Below are 15563 nucleotides of genomic sequence, written 5' to 3' on the forward strand. Positions count from 1 at the left end.
TCCGACAATGGGGCAGGAGGTGCCCAACAAAAAACCCCGCCGTCCATGCCGGAAAGGCTGGGACAGCGGGGTGTGTTTTGGTGGGTCCTACCGGGATCGAACCGATGACATCCACGGTGTAAACGTGGCGCTCTACCAGCTGAGCTAAAGACCCAAAACGCGCGGTTTCCGGCGGTAACGCCGCAACCAACGAACATAAACTCTACCCGACAGTGGCCCTGAAACGCGAATCCGCGCCCCGAACCGGTTCGGGCGGCACTACAGGGAGGGAAGTTCAGCGGCCAGGTACCCCAGCGCCTGGCTGACGCCGGTTTCGAGCTTGATGGTCGCCTTGTCATCACCCCGCGTGGTGCCGCGGTTGATGATCACTACCGGCTTGGACTCCTTGGCGGCGTGCCGCACGAACCGAAGGCCGCTCATGACCGTCAGGGATGAGCCGGCCACTACCAGCGCAGCCGCCCGGTCCACCATGGCGTAGGAACGTTCCACCCGGTCCTTGGGCACGTTTTCCCCGAAGTACACAAAGTCCGGCTTCAGGGTCCCGCCGCAGGCAGGACAAACCGGCACCACGAAGCTGCCGATAAGGGCCTGGTCCTCCACGGTAGCGTCAGCGTCCGGGGCCATTTCCACCAGCCCGGAGGCCGCTGCCCGTTCCAGGAATCCGGGGTTGAGTTCCTCAAAGACACCGGCCAGGAGGCGCCGGGTGTAGGTGCGCCCGCAGTCCAGGCATATCACCTGGTCATACCGGCCGTGGAGGTCCACGACGTTGGAGCTGCCCGCGTCCTGGTGCAGGCGGTCAACGTTCTGGGTGATCAGGCCTGTCAGGTAACCGCGGCGTTCCAGCTCCGCCGCCGAATAGTGCCCCTGGTTCGGGTCCGCGTGCCGCATATGGGACCACCCAATATGGTTCCTGGCCCAGTACCGCCGCCTGTTTCCCGCGTCCCGGACAAACTCCTGGTAGGTCATGGGCCGCCGGGGCGGCGAGTCCGGGCCACGGTAATCCGGGATGCCGGAGTCGGTGCTCAGCCCGGCACCTGTCAGCAGCGCGAAGGGGGCGCCGGCAAGAAGCTCGCGGATCCTGGCGAGAACTTCCAGGTCATCGCCTGAGGGCGGAACAGGGGCTACCGGCGGCATGCTTGCAAAGCCGGTAAGGCCCGTCCCCCGCCGCTGCTCCGCCATCTGCCCAGCCCTGTCAGTCCTGCTTCAAACCCGCCAGGGCAGCGCGGTATTCGCCAAAGTCCCGGGCTTGGCCGCGGGGATTCACAACGCTGTAGCGGATCCTGCCGTCAGTGTCGATGATGAAGGTGGCCCGCTTGGCCATGCCGCTGTCGGCGTCAAACACACCGTAGGCGCTGGCCACGGCTCCGTGCGGCCAGAAGTCGGCAAGGAGGTCGAAAGTATAGCCTTCCTGTGCCGCATAGGCACGGACGCTGAACTTGCTGTCCACCGACACCGCCAGGACCACTGCGTTCGAATCCTCGAATGTGGCCAGGTTGTCCCGTATCTCGCACAACTCGCCGGTACAGATCCCGGAGAACGCAAACGGATAGAAGACCAGCGCAACGTTTTGGCCCCGGAAGGATGACAGCTTCACCGGCTCGCCGTACTGGTTGGCAAGCTCAAAGTCAGGGGCTGGTGCCCCCAGCGCAGGAACAACTGCAGAGGCGGCCTCAACCGCTGCCGTCATTTGTTCTTCCTGCTGACCAGGCGGGTTGCACTCCAGTCCTTTGACACTCCCGCTGATGTGGTGACGTGCAGGCCGGCGGTAGGTGCGGCTTCCTGGATGTCCGCGGGCGAAACGTATCCGTCCCTGCCCGACTTGGGGGTAAGGACCCAGACAACGCCGGTTTCGCTAAGGGTAGTGAGGGAATCCATCAGGCTGTCCACCAAGTCTCCGTCGCCGTCGCGCCACCAGAGGATGACGGCGTCCGCTACCTCATGATCGTCCTCGTCCAGCAACTCGGAACCGGTGAGGTCCTCAATATCGTCACGCAAGTCGAAATCGACATCACCGTCGTAACCGAACTCCTGAATCAGATCCCCGTTTTTGAAACCCAATTTTTCCGCCACATTTACCGAAGTGGCGGCGTCGGCCTCGCTCACGTGTTCCTCCAATACCTCATATATGCGGTGCGCATAGTGATTTCCATTACCCCCAAGCCAACACCCTTTGTGCCTGCGCTTCAAGCTGCCGCCCCCGGGACTGCGCATATTCTGCGTCACATCCGGCTGCGGCATCCCGGTGGAAGGGGCTTTTTGCCACCCAACCAGTATGACGAACGAAATACAACTGCAGCACCTGGCCCGCAGCTACGCATCGTGCAGCGGTCAGGGCTAGAGTGGCTGATGACAACTATGGCTGCGGGACGACAACCTTGTGACTCCGTGCAGACATAGGAGCGCTAGGAAGCTGCCCGGCACACATGCCCGGGCTGTTGTAACCGATACGTCGCACACGGCGTATGTACGCCGGGCAGTCACCCTGCCTGGCCTGAGTGCGCCGATTCATGCGCGCAAAGAGAGGTTGGACGTGGCTGCAGGAGAAGATACCTCCCATATCCTCAGCGGGTTGACTAACCAGCTGCCTGATCGTGATCCGGAAGAGACTGCCGAGTGGGTTGAGTCCCTGGATGCGTTGATCAGGGAACAGGGCACCGAGCGTGCCCAATACATCATGCGGAGCCTGCTGCAGCGCGCGGGCGCGCAGAGCGTCGGGGTGCCGATGGTGACCACCACTGATTACGTGAACACGATCCCGGTGGACCAGGAAGCCCAGTTCCCGGGCAACGAGGAGTACGAGCGCCGGTACCGTGCGTACATGCGGTGGAACGCCGCGGTCATGGTCCACCGGGCGCAGCGGCCCGATATCGGGGTCGGCGGGCACATCTCCACCTACGCCGGGGCCGCGACCCTGTACGAGGTTGGGTTCAACCACTTCTTCCGCGGCAAGGACCACCCCGGCGGCGGGGACCAGGTCTTCTTCCAGGGCCACGCCTCCCCCGGCATGTACGCCCGGGCGTTCATGGAAGGACGCCTGTCCGAGGAGGACCTGGACGGGTTCCGGCAGGAAAAGTCCCGTGAAGGCCATGCCCTGTCCTCCTACCCGCACCCGCGCCTGATGCCGCACTTCTGGGAATTCCCCACCGTGTCCATGGGCATCGGCCCGATGAACGCGATCTACCAGGCCCAGAACAACCGGTACCTGCACAACCGCGGCCTGAAAGACACGTCCGACCAGCAGGTCTGGGCGTTCCTGGGCGACGGCGAAATGGACGAGCCCGAGTCCCGCGGCCTGCTCCAGCTCGCCGCGAACGAGAACCTGGACAACCTGAACTTCGTGATCAACTGCAACCTCCAGCGCCTGGACGGCCCGGTACGGGGCAACGGCAAGATCATGCAGGAACTCGAAGCGTTCTTCCGCGGCGCGGGCTGGAACGTGATCAAGGTCGTCTGGGGCCGGGAGTGGGATGACCTGCTCACCCGCGACACCGACGGGTCCCTGGTGAAGATCATGAACGAGACCGTCGACGGGGACTACCAGACCTACAAAGCCGAATCCGGCGGGTTCGTCCGCGAACACTTCTTCGGCAAGACCCCGCAGACCAAAGACCTCGTCGCGGACCTCACCGATGACCAGATCTGGAACCTCAAACGCGGCGGCCACGACTACCGCAAGGTCTACGCCGCCTACAAGGCCGCCACCGAATTCAAGGGCAAACCCACCGTCATCCTCGCCCACACCGTCAAGGGCTACGGGCTGGGCCCGCACTTCGAGGGCCGCAACGCGACCCACCAGATGAAGAAACTGACCCAGGATGACCTGAAGAAGTTCCGCGACCACCTCCGGATCCCCGTCACCGACGAACAGATCGAAAACGACGCGTACCGGCCGCCGTACTACCACCCCGGTAACGACGCCCCGGAAATCAAGTACATGATGGAACGCCGTGCCGCCCTCGGCGGGTCCGTCCCGGAGCGCCGGAACACCCACGCCGAAATCGCGTTGCCGGACGCGAAGTCCTACGAGGTGGCCAAGCGCGGATCCGGCAAGCAGCAGGCCGCCACCACCATGGCCTTCGTCCGGCTCCTCAAGGACCTGATGCGGGATAAGAACTTCGGCAAGCACATCGCCCCGATCATCCCCGACGAAGCCCGTACCTTCGGCATGGATGCGTTCTTCCCCACCGCGAAGATCTACAACCCCAAGGGCCAGAACTACCTCTCCGTGGACCGCGACCTGGTCCTGGCCTACAAGGAATCCCCCGCCGGGCAACTGATCCACCCCGGCATCAACGAAGCCGGCGCCGTGGCAGCCTTCACCGCCGCCGGGACCTCCTACGCCACCCACGGCGTGCCCCTGGTCCCGGTCTACGTGTTCTACTCCATGTTCGGCTTCCAGCGCACCGGCGACGCCTTCTGGGCAGCAGCGGACCAAATGACCCGCGGCTTCATCATCGGCGCCACCGCAGGACGGACCACCCTCACCGGCGAAGGCCTCCAGCACGCCGACGGCCACTCCCCCCTGCTGGCCTCCACCAACCCCGCCGTCATCACCTACGACCCCGCCTACGGCTACGAAATCGGGCACATCATGCGCTCCGGCCTCGAACGCATGTACGGGCCGGACTCGGACGAGAAGAACGTCATGTACTACCTCACCGTGTACAACGAACCCATCGTCCAACCCGCAGAACCGGAAAACCTCGACGTCGAAGGCGTCATCAAGGGCATCTACCTCCTCGCCCCGGCAAAGATCGACGGTCCCCGCACCCAGATCCTCGCCTCCGGCGTCTCCGTGCCCTGGGCCATCGACGCCCAACGCATCCTCGCCGATGACTGGAACGTCTCCGCCGACATCTGGTCCGTCACCTCCTGGAACGAACTGCGCCGCGACGGACTCGCCGCCGAAGAAGAAGCCTTCCTCAACCCCGGCCAACCCGCCCGCACCCCCTTCGTCACCCAACAACTCGAAGGCGCCACCGGCCCCATCGTCGCCGTATCCGACTACATGAAAGCCGTGCCCGACCAGATCCGCCAATTCGTCCCCAACGAATTCGCCACCCTCGGCGCCGACGGCTTCGGCTTCTCCGACACCCGCGCAGCAGCCCGCCGCTACTTCAAAAACGACACCCACTCCATCGTGGTGCGCGCCCTTGAAATGCTGGCGCGCCGCGGCGAGGTGGACGTCGATGCCCCGGTCAAGGCGATCGAGAAGTACAAGCTGCTCAACGTCAACGCCGGCACCACCGGCAATGCCGGAGGCGAAGCCTAGGCCTTCCGGCTGTACAGCGGATCCACCCAGCAGCATCACACGACGGCGGCCTCCACACATCTGGTGGGGGCCGCCGTCGTCCTGTCCGGGACGGGTGGCACCGGAGGGGCAGAACCGGTTGTGATCCGCGACAAGGCGGATTGTAGCCTTCGCACAAATGGAGCTTGCTCGGCCGTGGCCGTATGCTCAAAGAATGCCAGCACCAGCCAGCCCGTCTGCCAAGCGGAAACCGACCCCGCCGAAGGTCACGCCGGAGAAGTCCGAAACCCTCAAGCAGCTCCGCGCAAACGTCGGCCAGCTCTCCACCAGCACCATGCGCAAGCTGGAGCAGTCGCTGCCCTGGTACAGCCGGCTCAGCGCTGATGAGCGGTCGGCGCTGGGCATGGTGGCGCAGAACGGCATCGCCGCCTTCGTGACCTGGTATGAGCGGCCGAGCTCGCCGTCGTGGATCCTCACGGATGTATTTGGGACGGCGCCAACGGAGCTGACCCGTTCGATCAGCCTTCAGAAGGCGTTGCAGCTGATCAGGATCGTGGTGGAGGTGGTGGAAGACCAGGTACCGGTCATCGCGCCCGAAGCCGACCAACCATCCCTGCGCGAGGCCGTCCTGCGGTACTCGCGGGAAGTCGCCTTTGCCGCCGCGGACGTGTATGCACGCGCTGCTGAATCCCGCGGTTCCTGGGATACTCGCCTGGAGGCATTGATTGTTGACGCGATCCTGCGGGGCGAAAACACGGACGCCTTGCGCTCACGCATCGCAGCGCTTGGCTGGAAAGCACAGGAGCGGTTCACCGTGATGGTGGGGAATTCGCCGTCCGAACCCAGTGCCAGCTATGTCAGCGAACTGAGGCGGATGGCCGGGCGCTACGCGGAGGATGCACTGGTGGGGATCCAGGGCGACCGCCTGATCCTCATCCTTGGCGGCGTGCAGGACCGCGAAACGGCGTATGTGAAGCTGAGCGACATGTTCGCCCCCGGCCCCGTGGTGTATGGGGCCGAAGCCAGTTCGCTGCTGGAGGCCAGCAGTTCTGCGCAGTCAGCCTTTGCCGGACTGACGGCAGCCCGTGCCTGGCCCTCCGCCCCCCGGCCCGTCGCCGCCGACGACCTGCTGCCGGAGCGGGTTATTTCCGGTGATGACGCGGCGCGCCGCTCGCTCGTGAAGAACATTTACCGGCCGCTCCTGGCCGCATCCAACGGCCTGGTGGAAACGCTTGGAACCTATTTGGAACTGGGGCATTCGCTTGAGGCCACGGCGCGGGAACTCTTCGTCCACGCCAACACCGTGCGGTACCGGTTGAAGCGGGTCTGCGACGTCACAGGCTGGGACCCGCTGCTGCCGAGGGAGGCATTCGTGCTTCAGGCCGCGCTGGTGGTGGGCCGCCTCTCGGCCCCGCCGAAGGCCGCCACGGAGCGGCAGGCGTCCCGTAACCAGTCCTGAGGCATTGTAGACTTCCTACAACCTGACCCCGTGAGCTTGGTGCGGTGAAACACCGCTGGATCACACAGTAATTTGGAAAGCTGGTTACGTGCTTGCAATAGTCTGCCCTGGACAGGGCTCACAGACCCCGGGTTTTCTGGCCCCCTGGCTGGAACTTCCCTCGGTGGCAGGCCAGCTGGCCTCCCTGAGTGACATCGCAGGCATCGACCTGATAGCCCATGGGACCACCTCCGATGAGGAAACCATCAAGGACACTGCCGTGGCGCAGCCCCTGATCGTTGCCGCGGGCCTGGTCACCGCCGCTTCCCTCTTCGACGTCGAGCTCAACTCCCTGCCCGTGATCCTCGCGGGCCACTCCGTGGGTGAGATTACTGCGTCCGCCCTTGCCGGAGTGCTGACGGAGCAGGAAGCCATGACCTTCGTCCGCGAACGTGCCAACAGCATGGCTGCCGCGGCTGCCGTCACCCCCACCGGCATGAGCGCCGTCGTGGGCGGCGACCCCGCCGAGGTGCTGGCTGCCATCGAGGCCGCCGGCGCCGCTCCTGCCAATGTCAATGGTGCCGGGCAGACAGTCGCGGCCGGAACCTTTGACCAGTTGAAGGCCCTGGCCGACAACCCGCCCGCCAAGGCCCGCGTCATCCCGCTCAAGGTGGCTGGCGCCTTCCACACCCGCCACATGTCGCCCGCGGCCAGTGCGCTGGAGAAATTGAAGCCGCAGCTGAACCCGGTGGCGCCCAAGGTGCCCCTGCTGTCGAACTTCGACGGCGGTGAAGTCACCGACGGCGATGCCGCCGTCGAAAGCCTGATTGCCCAGGTGTCCCGGCCGGTCCGGTGGGACCTCTGCATGGAAACCATGGTCAGCCGCGGTGTTACCGGCGTGATTGAACTCGCCCCCGCCGGCACGCTGGCCGGGCTGGCAAAGCGCGGCATGCCCGGCGTCAAGACCGTCGCGGTCAAGACCCCCGATGATCTCTCCGCCGCACTGGCACTTTTTGCAGAACTGGAGGGCAACGCATGAGCGTTCCCACGCTGAAACAGACTCCGATCCAGGAGCACAGCCGCATCCTGGGACTGGGCGCCTACCGGCCCGACGTCATCGTCACCAATGAGGATGTCTGCCAGTGGATCGATTCCTCGGACGAGTGGATCCGCCAGCGCACCGGCATCGTCACCCGCCACCGTGCAGCCGCCGACGTCAGCGTTATCGACATGGCGGAGGGCGCTGCCCGGGAAGCCATGGCGAAGGCCGGTATTGAGGCCTCAGAGCTCGGCGCGGTCATTGTCTCCACCGTGACCCACCCGTACGCCACCCCTTCCGCCGCTGCCAGCCTGGCCGACCGGATCGGCGCCACGCCCGCTCCTGCCTTTGATATTTCCGCCGCCTGCGCCGGTTACTGCTACGGAATTGCACAGGGCGACGCCCTGGTCCGTTCCGGCACCGCAAAGTATGTCCTGGTGGTTGGTGCCGAAAAGCTGTCCGATGTCATCGACAACCGGGAGCGCACCATCTCCTTCCTGCTCGGTGACGGTGCCGGCGCCGTCGTTATCGGCCCCTCCGACACTCCCGGCATCGCCCCGTCTGTATGGGGCTCCGACGGCAGCAAGTGGGACGCCATCGGCATGACCCGCTCCCTGCTTGACGTCCGGGATCTCGGCCTCGCCGCCCGGCAGTCCGACTCCACCGGCGACCTAGCCCTCCTGGAAGAGGCCCAGGAGCTGTATCCCACCTTGCGGCAGGACGGCCAGACGGTGTTCCGCTGGGCCGTGTGGGAAATGGCCAAGGTGGCCCAGCAGGCACTCGATGCTGCCGGTATTGAGGCTGAAGACCTGGTTGCCTTCATCCCCCACCAGGCCAACATGCGCATCATCGACGAGATGGTGAAGAAGCTGAAGCTGCCCGAGACGGTTACAGTGGCACGGGACATTGCCGAGGCCGGCAACACCTCCGCTGCTTCCATCCCGCTGGCAACGCACCGGCTCCTGCAGGAGAACCCGGAACTGAGCGGCGGGTTGGCCCTGCAGATCGGTTTCGGTGCCGGGCTGGTCTTCGGCGCACAGGTAATTGTCCTTCCCTAGATACGCCCAAGGGTCGCAACCGCGGCCCTGCCCGTTTCCGGCAGCCCCTGCCGGCAATACAAGAAAAGGAGCCACCAATGGCTAGCAACGAAGAGATCCTGGCCGGCTTGGCTGAAATCGTCAACGAGGAAACCGGTCTGGCCCCGGAGGCCGTCGAGCTGGACAAGTCCTTCACTGAGGACCTGGACATCGACTCCATCTCCATGATGACCATCGTGGTCAACGCCGAGGAAAAGTTCGGCGTCCGCATCCCGGACGAAGAGGTCAAGAACCTCAAGACCGTTGGCGACGCTGTCAGCTTCATCTCCGGAGCACAGGCCTAGCCATAGGCTTTTCGCCGTCTTACGGCTTGGCGGGGCTGCCGGTCCGGACTGACCGGACCGGCAGCCCGCCGCATTTATCCGGCACAGCACACCCAACCGGGACTGGCCGATCAAAAAACTGTGCGGGACCCTGCGGCAGCCGCAGGCGGATACCCCCACCGACGAAAGAGTGATCCCATGACACGCAAAGTAGTCATTACCGGTCTGGGTGCCACCACGCCCATCGGCGGCGACGTGCCCACAATGTGGAGCAACGCCCTCAAAGGGGTCTCCGGTGCCCGCACCCTGGAGGACGACTGGGTAGCCAAGTACGAACTCCCCGTCCACTTCGCCGCCCGGTGCAGCACACCGGCCCTTGAGGTCCTCAGCCGTGTCGAGGCCAAGCGGATGGATCCCTCCACCCAGTTTGGCGTCATAGCTGCCCGTGAAGCATGGGCTGACTCCGGCATCACCGAATTCGACCAGGACCGGCTGGCTGTTGCCTTTGCCACCGGCATTGGTGGCGTCTGGACGCTGCTGGACGCCTGGGACACCCTGAAGGAAAAGGGCCCCCGCCGGGTCCTCCCCATGACCGTGCCGATGCTCATGCCCAATGGCGTTGCCGCGGCCGTCAGCCTGGACCTCGGCGCCCGCGCAGGCGCCCATACCCCGGTTTCCGCCTGCGCGTCCGGCACGGAGGCCATGCACCTCGGCCTGGAGCTCATCCGCTCAGGCAAGGCCGACGTAGTCATGTGCGGCGGCGCCGAAGCTGCCATCCACCCCATGCCGCTGGCAGCCTTTGCCTCGATGCAGGCACTGTCCCGCCGGAACGACGATCCCGAGCGCGCCTCCCGCCCCTATGACACCGCCCGCGACGGCTTCGTCATGGGTGAAGGCGCCGGGGCCCTGGTCCTCGAGGCGGAGGAACACGCCCTGGCCCGCGGAGCCCGGATCTATGCCGAACTCGCCGGTACGTCCGTCACTGCTGACGCTTACCACATCACCGCCCCGGACCCCGAGGGGCTTGGCGCCACCCGCGCCCTGAAGGCGGCCATGTTCGACGGCCGGATCCAGGCAGAGGACGTAGTTCACGTCAACGCGCACGCCACCTCCACCCCCGTGGGCGACAAACCCGAATACACGGCCCTGCGTGCCGCCCTGGGCGCGCACGTGGACAACGTGGCAGTCTCCGCCACCAAGTCGCAGATGGGCCACCTCCTGGGCGCTTCCGGCGCGGTTGAGGCCGTCCTGACCGTGCTCGCCGTCCACGATCGCAAGGCACCGGTCACCATCAACCTTGAGAACCAGGACCCGGAGATCCCGCTCGACGTGGTCACCTCCGCCCGCGACCTCCCTGCCGGGAGCATCGTGGCACTGAGCAACTCGTTCGGTTTCGGCGGCCACAACGCCGTCGTGGCCATCCGCAGCGTCTAGGCCCTGCCCGGGGTCACCACCCGGAATGGCAAAGGAGGCCCCGCCACTTGGCGGGGCCTCCTTTTGCGCTATGGAGGTGTTGTGGTTTCGTCCCGCTGGGAACGGACGACGGCGGTCAGCCCACCTGGTGGAGCCAGCGGACGGGAGCGCCTTCAGCAGCGTGACGGAACGGTTCAAGTTCCTCGTCCCAGGCCTCACCGAGGGCGAGGGACAGCTCGTGGTAGACAGCGGCAGGGTCACCGGCACCGGATTCGTACGCGTACCGGATGCGGTCCTCGGACACCATGATGTTGCCGTGGACATCCGTGACGGCATGGAAAATTCCCAGTTCGGGGGTGTGGGACCAGCGGCCGCCATCCACGCCCTGGCTGGGCTCCTCCGTCACCTCATACCGGAGATGCGCCCACCCACGAAGGCAGGACGCCAGTTTTGCTCCCGTGCCGGGGGTTCCGGTCCAGGACAACTCGGCCCGGAACATTCCGGGCGCAGCAGGCTGCGGGGTCCACTCAAGGTCCGTCCGCTTGTCCACCACGGCGCCGATTGCCCACTCAACGTGGGGGCACAGCGCCGTAGGGGCCGAGTGAACGAACAGCACACCGCGGGTCATTGCAACAGACATTCCATCCTCCATAGCTCTAGGTACGTCTTCCCCAACGACCTCTGCCTGGATGGAACTGCCGTGCGTGCACTGCGGCGATGGTTCCCTGCCTGTATTCAGATGTATCAGATTAAGCTGTGTCCGGGCTCGCCGCGCGGTTCGAGGCTTTGTGAGCTTCAAGCCGCACTTGAAAGTTGCCGGACGTGACTCTTATTGTGCCGTACCCCATGGAATTACGCCAGTGCGATTAGCCGGGCGGATCAGGCCCGGGGATGGGCCTGCTGATAACTCTTCCGGAGCCGGTCAACCGAGACGTGGGTGTAGATCTGGGTGGTGGCCAGGCTGCTGTGACCCAGGATCTCCTGTACTGCGCGGAGGTCCGCGCCGCCGTCGAGCAGGTGCGTGGCGGCCGAATGCCGGAGGGCGTGGGGCCCGGACGCGGAAGTATCACCCAGTGCCTCGAACAGCGCGTTGACCAAGCCGCGGACCTGGCGCTGGTCGACGCGTCCTCCGCGTGCGCCGAGGAACAGCGCGGGCCCGCTGTTGTCCTTCGCCAGCACCGGGCGCCCCCGCCGGAGCCAGTCATCGACGGCCACCGCGGCAGGTACTCCGAACGGAACAGTGCGTTCCTTGTTGCCCTTGCCGATGACCCGCAGTGTCCGCCGGTCCGGGTCCAGGTCGTCGACGTCCAGTCCGGCGAGTTCGCCTACCCGGATGCCAGTGGCGTAGAGGAGTTCCACCATGGCACGGTTCCGTACAGCGAGCGGTTCGCCCTCCCCGGCCGCCTTCTCCAGGCCCTCCATGATGCGTGTGAGCTGGGATACCTGCAGGACCCCAGGCAGGGACTCTTCGCGTTTGGGTGCCTTCAGCCGCAGGGCCGGGTCCGCGTCGATGAGTTCCTCACGGAGGGCCCAGGCGGTGAAGGCCCGCGCCGTGGCAGACCGGCGCGCAAGCGTTGCCCGCGAGGCACCTGCAGAACTTTGGCTGCCAAGCCACCGCCGAAATGTTCCGAGTTCGAGGTCCTCCAGTCCTGCGGCGCCTTCCGAGGCGGCATGGGCAAGGAGGCTGCGCACGTCGCCCAGGTACGCGCGCCTTGTGTGGGCGGACACCGCACGCTCCCCCGACAGATAACCGGCGAACGCCTCCAGTGGCTTGAGCAGTTCGTCGGGCAGTTCTTCATTGTCCACTCCTCTACTTTCCCAGTTGCCCGGCCGGTACCGCAGGTGGACACGGTCATGGCTTGCCGCGTTTCCAGCCGCCCCGCTCCGACACTGCAAGCCCCAACAGCCCGAGCCTCCCAAGTCCTGCACGTACCGAGGCCTGGCCAAGACCCGCCACGGCTGAGAGCTTTTCCACGGAAGTGGTGGAGCGAAGCGGCAGCGCGTCCAGCAGGATCAGGTCCTCCAGGGTCAATCCGTCCTGGACTGCCGCCTCTGCCGTGCGTTGAGCGGGCAGCTCCATTCCGCTGGGTGATGCGAGCTCGGCCACTTCGGCGGCATCGGTGACGCAGACGGCTCCCCCGTCCCGGAGGAGCCGGTGGCAGCCGGCGGAATTGGCGCTGTGGACGGATCCGGGAACGGCGCCCACGGCACGGCCCAGGGTTTCGGCATGATGGGCCGTGTTAAGTGCACCGGAGCGCCAGCGTGCCTCCACTACCACCGTCACCCCTGCCAGGGCAGCAATCAGGCGGTTCCGCTGGAGGAAGCGGTAGCGGGTAGGGGCCGATCCCGGCGGTACCTCGGCCAGCACCGCGCCCTGGTTTGCCACGGCGCGCAGCAGGTCGTCGTTACCGGATGGATAGAACCTGTCCACTCCCCCGGCCATGACGGCGATGGTGGGGACAGCTGAGGACCCGCCGGCAAGCGCTGCCCTGTGCGCATGCGCATCGATCCCGTAGGCTCCGCCGGAGACCACCGTGAAGCCCCGCTGCGCCAGCGAGTAAGCGATGTCGCCGGTCACCGCGGCCCCGTAGCTGGTGCTGTCCCGGGATCCTACAAGGGCGACGCATTTCTCCGCGCCCGGCAGCGGTTGTTCCTGGCCGCGCCACCAAAGGCAGATAGGCTCCTGGATTCCCAGGTCCGCCAACTGGGCGGGCCACAGCTCATCGCCGGGAATGATGACGCGTCCGCCCAGACGTGCCATGGTGGCAAGGTCGCGTTCGGGCGCCAGGTCAGGCAGGCGCGGCTGCCAGCGCTTCAACGCGGCAGCAAGCCCGGCCCAGCTGGTGGCCGCACCGCTGTCAGCCAGCAGCGACGTCATCCCGCGCTCCAGGTCGGGCCCGGGCGCCACCTGGCCGGTGGCGATGCGCAGGGCCTCCGTTGCTCCTGCAAGCTGGACGAGCGCCAGTCCTGCGGTGTCCTGGGGCTCCATGAGCCGTGAAAGGGCGGCGCGGGCCAGCCGCTCCGCATCGGTGCCCGTTGCCTTCGTCATGCCCTGCCCTGTCGCCACAACCTGTTCCTTCGCTACAACCAGTTCCGTATCCACGCCCAGTTCCTTCACATCGCTCCGCCCAGCGTGGTGTCTCATGCCGCGGCCGCCGCAGCCTGGCGCAGGCCCAGAGCCTGTCCGATGTCATTTGGGTCCGGTGTTTCCCGGTGCCCCAAGTCCGCCAGGGTCCAGGCGAGCCGAAGGACGCGGTCATACCCTCTCGCGGTCAGCACGCCCCGCTCCAGCGACTGGTCGAGGATCCGGGTGGCAGCCGGTGGAAGCCGCAACTCACCGCGCAGGATGCGCCCAGGCACTTGCGAATTGGTCTCCAGGCCGAAGCGCTGCAACCGTTCCGCCTGCCGCGCACGCGCCTCCAGGACCCGCCGTGCCACTGACGCGGTGTCCTCTTCCGCGCCCGCCTGACCGAACTCGGCCAGGGACACCCGCTCCACCTGCAGCTGGATATCCACCCGGTCCAGGAGGGGTCCGGACATTCTGGCGAGATACCGGCGTCGCATCATGGGAGTGCAGGTGCAGTCCAGCCCCTTGCCCGATGCCTTGCCGCAGGGGCAGGGGTTGGCCGCGAGTACCAGTTGAAAGCGGGCCGGATAGGCCGCTGTTCCGGCTGACCGGTGGATGACCAGCTCCCCGCTCTCCAGCGGCTGCCGGAGCGCGTCGAGGACACGGCGTTCGTATTCGGGCGCCTCGTCAAGGAACAGCACGCCCCGGTGGGCACGTGATACTGCGCCAGGCCGGGGCAGCCCCGTCCCGCCGCCGATAATGGCTGCCGCGGTGGCTGAGTGGTGCGGGTTCTCGAACGGCGGCCGGCGCAGGAGCTGCACTGAGGACGCGGGCAGGCCGCACAGCGAGTGGATGGCCGTGACTTCCATGGACTCGTGGTCCCCAAGGTCCGGCAGGAGGCCGGGGAGCCGCTCCGCGAGCATGGTCTTGCCGGCCCCCGGCGGACCGGTAAGGAGCAGATGATGGGCGCCGGCCACAGCCACTTCCAACGCCCTGCGCGCTTCGCCCTGCCCCGAGACATCTGCCATGTCCGGGCACGGGCCGGGCAGGGCCTGGCCGTCACCGGTATCATCGCCTTCCTCGGGTTCAAAGTCCAGGGTGAGCTCCTGCGGATCGGCCCCAAAGTCCAGGGCGAGCCGGGCCAGCGTACGGTACCCGCGCACCTCGGCGCCCGGGACCAGGGCGGCCTCGGCGAGGTTGGCCTGCGCCACCACAATCTCCGGATAGTCGGCCTGGACCGCCGCCATGACCGCCGGAAGGATGCCCCGCACCGGCCGTAGCCTCCCGTCGAGCCCCAATTCAGCGATAAAGACTGTGCGCCCGGTGGGCTTGATGTCGTTCGCTGCCCGGAGCACGGCCATGGTGACGGCGAGATCGAAGCCCGAGCCGCGCTTGGGCAGCGAGGCAGGAATGAGGTTCGCGGTAATCTTCCTGCGGCTGAGCGGAATCCCGGAGTTCTTCGCGGCTGACCGGATGCGTTCCCTGGCCTCATTCAGGGAGGCGTCCGGCAACCCAAGAATGACGAAGGCCGGGAGAGTCTGGCCGATGTCCGCCTCGACTTCCACCATGTAGCCGTTGAGCCCCACGAGGGCGATGGAGTAGGTCCGACCGAGTGCCATCACCCCACCCCCTTGAGGTGTTCGACCACGGGTTCCCCGCCGCCGTCGTCCACGACAGCGACAACGTCAACGCGACGCAGCGGCATCCGCAGCTCGCGGTCCCGGCACCAGGCAGCACCGAGGCGGTGCAGCCGGGCCAGCTTTTCCGGGCCCACGGCTTCAAAGGGGTGGCCGTAGTCCAGCGATCGGCGGGTTTTGACTTCGGCGATGACCAGGGCGTCACCGTCGAGGGCAACGATGTCGATCTCGCCCTCTGCGCACCTCCAGTTGCGCTCCACCACCAGCATGCCCAGTGCCTCAAGATAGCCCACGGCAAGGTCTTCGCCCCGCCGGCCCAACAGGTCTTTCGATTTCATTTCTACCTCCGCCACCAGCC

General features: G+C 66.1%; 14 protein-coding genes and 1 tRNA gene. 6 read left to right on the top strand and 9 right to left on the bottom strand.

Features of this window, described 5'->3' with window-relative positions; translation table 11 throughout:
* Positions 1 to 78: 78 nt before the first annotated feature.
* From FBY33_RS16800 to FBY33_RS16815, 4 genes are all read right to left on the bottom strand, one after another.
* Positions 79 to 154: transfer RNA gene (locus FBY33_RS16800), tRNA-Val, on the bottom strand.
* Between the two features lie 104 nt (positions 155 to 258).
* The gene (locus tag FBY33_RS16805) at positions 259 to 1179 is read right to left on the bottom strand and encodes an NAD-dependent protein deacetylase (protein ID WP_142031522.1); all 921 of its coding nucleotides are present in this window, start codon (positions 1177 to 1179) and stop codon (positions 259 to 261) included.
* A gap of 13 nt (positions 1180 to 1192) precedes the next feature.
* The gene (locus tag FBY33_RS16810; RefSeq protein WP_142031523.1) at positions 1193 to 1687 is read right to left on the bottom strand and encodes a peroxiredoxin; all 495 of its coding nucleotides are present in this window, start codon (positions 1685 to 1687) and stop codon (positions 1193 to 1195) included.
* A complete protein-coding gene (locus FBY33_RS16815) occupies positions 1684 to 2103 on the bottom strand; it encodes a DUF3052 domain-containing protein (protein WP_142031524.1) in 420 nt (139 codons plus the stop codon). Before FBY33_RS16815 ends, FBY33_RS16810 begins: the two co-directional genes overlap by 4 nt.
* Before the next feature lie 427 nt (positions 2104 to 2530).
* Between FBY33_RS16815 and aceE the strand changes: the two genes are divergently transcribed.
* The 6 genes from aceE (at position 2531) to fabF (ending at position 10522) form a co-directional block, all read left to right on the top strand.
* Positions 2531 to 5272 carry a pyruvate dehydrogenase (acetyl-transferring), homodimeric type gene (gene aceE, locus FBY33_RS16820; RefSeq protein WP_142031525.1) on the top strand — a complete coding sequence of 914 codons (2742 nt, stop codon included), beginning with the start codon at positions 2531 to 2533 and terminating at the stop codon, positions 5270 to 5272.
* Positions 5273 to 5465: 193 nt separating this feature from the next.
* Entirely contained in the window at positions 5466 to 6710 is a 1245-nt protein-coding gene (locus FBY33_RS16825) for a PucR family transcriptional regulator (protein ID WP_142031526.1), read from the top strand.
* Positions 6711 to 6798: 88 nt separating this feature from the next.
* Positions 6799 to 7728, top strand: coding sequence for an ACP S-malonyltransferase (locus FBY33_RS16830; RefSeq protein WP_200831412.1), 930 nt, complete (start codon positions 6799 to 6801; stop codon positions 7726 to 7728).
* Positions 7725 to 8786: a beta-ketoacyl-ACP synthase III gene (locus tag FBY33_RS16835; protein WP_142031528.1), complete on the top strand. Its 1062-nt coding sequence runs from the start codon at positions 7725 to 7727 to the stop codon at positions 8784 to 8786. The genes FBY33_RS16830 and FBY33_RS16835 overlap by 4 nt, the downstream gene beginning before the upstream one ends.
* A gap of 77 nt (positions 8787 to 8863) precedes the next feature.
* The gene (locus FBY33_RS16840) at positions 8864 to 9109 is read left to right on the top strand and encodes an acyl carrier protein (RefSeq protein ID WP_056335424.1); all 246 of its coding nucleotides are present in this window, start codon (positions 8864 to 8866) and stop codon (positions 9107 to 9109) included.
* Between the two features lie 177 nt (positions 9110 to 9286).
* Positions 9287 to 10522 (top strand): beta-ketoacyl-ACP synthase II, encoded by a 1236-nt coding sequence (gene fabF / locus FBY33_RS16845; RefSeq protein ID WP_142031529.1) that lies wholly within the window; start codon positions 9287 to 9289, stop codon positions 10520 to 10522.
* A gap of 115 nt (positions 10523 to 10637) precedes the next feature.
* Here the strand turns inward: fabF and FBY33_RS16850 are convergent, their stop codons facing one another.
* From FBY33_RS16850 to FBY33_RS16870, 5 genes are all read right to left on the bottom strand, one after another.
* Positions 10638 to 11141, bottom strand: coding sequence for a DUF3145 domain-containing protein (locus FBY33_RS16850; protein ID WP_056335420.1), 504 nt, complete (start codon positions 11139 to 11141; stop codon positions 10638 to 10640).
* A 239-nt stretch (positions 11142 to 11380) separates the two neighbouring features.
* Complete coding sequence (locus tag FBY33_RS16855) at positions 11381 to 12307, bottom strand: tyrosine recombinase XerC (RefSeq protein WP_142031530.1); 927 nt, start codon at positions 12305 to 12307, stop codon at positions 11381 to 11383.
* Positions 12308 to 12353: 46 nt separating this feature from the next.
* The gene (gene dprA / locus FBY33_RS16860) at positions 12354 to 13550 is read right to left on the bottom strand and encodes a DNA-processing protein DprA (RefSeq protein WP_142032990.1); all 1197 of its coding nucleotides are present in this window, start codon (positions 13548 to 13550) and stop codon (positions 12354 to 12356) included.
* Between the two features lie 92 nt (positions 13551 to 13642).
* Complete coding sequence (locus FBY33_RS16865) at positions 13643 to 15187, bottom strand: YifB family Mg chelatase-like AAA ATPase (RefSeq protein WP_142032988.1); 1545 nt, start codon at positions 15185 to 15187, stop codon at positions 13643 to 13645.
* Positions 15187 to 15543, bottom strand: coding sequence for a YraN family protein (locus tag FBY33_RS16870; RefSeq protein ID WP_056335408.1), 357 nt, complete (start codon positions 15541 to 15543; stop codon positions 15187 to 15189). Before FBY33_RS16870 ends, FBY33_RS16865 begins: the two co-directional genes overlap by 1 nt.
* Positions 15544 to 15563: the final 20 nt, after the last annotated feature.

This window comes from Arthrobacter sp. SLBN-112 (assembly GCF_006715225.1).
Lineage (GTDB): Bacteria > Actinomycetota > Actinomycetes > Actinomycetales > Micrococcaceae > Arthrobacter.

Bases quoted from the DNA above. Each gene is read 5' to 3' on its own strand.
- FBY33_RS16805 (WP_142031522.1), bottom strand. From the start codon at position 1,179: ATGGCGGAGCAGCGGCGGGGGACGGGCCTTACCGGCTTTGCAAGCATG.
- FBY33_RS16810 (WP_142031523.1), bottom strand. From the start codon at position 1,687: ATGACGGCAGCGGTTGAGGCCGCCTCTGCAGTTGTTCCTGCGCTGGGG.
- FBY33_RS16825 (WP_142031526.1), top strand. From the start codon at position 5,466: ATGCCAGCACCAGCCAGCCCGTCTGCCAAGCGGAAACCGACCCCGCCG.
- FBY33_RS16835 (WP_142031528.1), top strand. From the start codon at position 7,725: ATGAGCGTTCCCACGCTGAAACAGACTCCGATCCAGGAGCACAGCCGC.
- FBY33_RS16840 (WP_056335424.1), top strand. From the start codon at position 8,864: ATGGCTAGCAACGAAGAGATCCTGGCCGGCTTGGCTGAAATCGTCAAC.
- fabF (WP_142031529.1), top strand. From the start codon at position 9,287: ATGACACGCAAAGTAGTCATTACCGGTCTGGGTGCCACCACGCCCATC.
- FBY33_RS16850 (WP_056335420.1), bottom strand. From the start codon at position 11,141: ATGTCTGTTGCAATGACCCGCGGTGTGCTGTTCGTTCACTCGGCCCCT.
- dprA (WP_142032990.1), bottom strand. From the start codon at position 13,550: ATGACGAAGGCAACGGGCACCGATGCGGAGCGGCTGGCCCGCGCCGCC.
- FBY33_RS16865 (WP_142032988.1), bottom strand. From the start codon at position 15,187: ATGGCACTCGGTCGGACCTACTCCATCGCCCTCGTGGGGCTCAACGGC.
- FBY33_RS16870 (WP_056335408.1), bottom strand. From the start codon at position 15,543: ATGAAATCGAAAGACCTGTTGGGCCGGCGGGGCGAAGACCTTGCCGTG.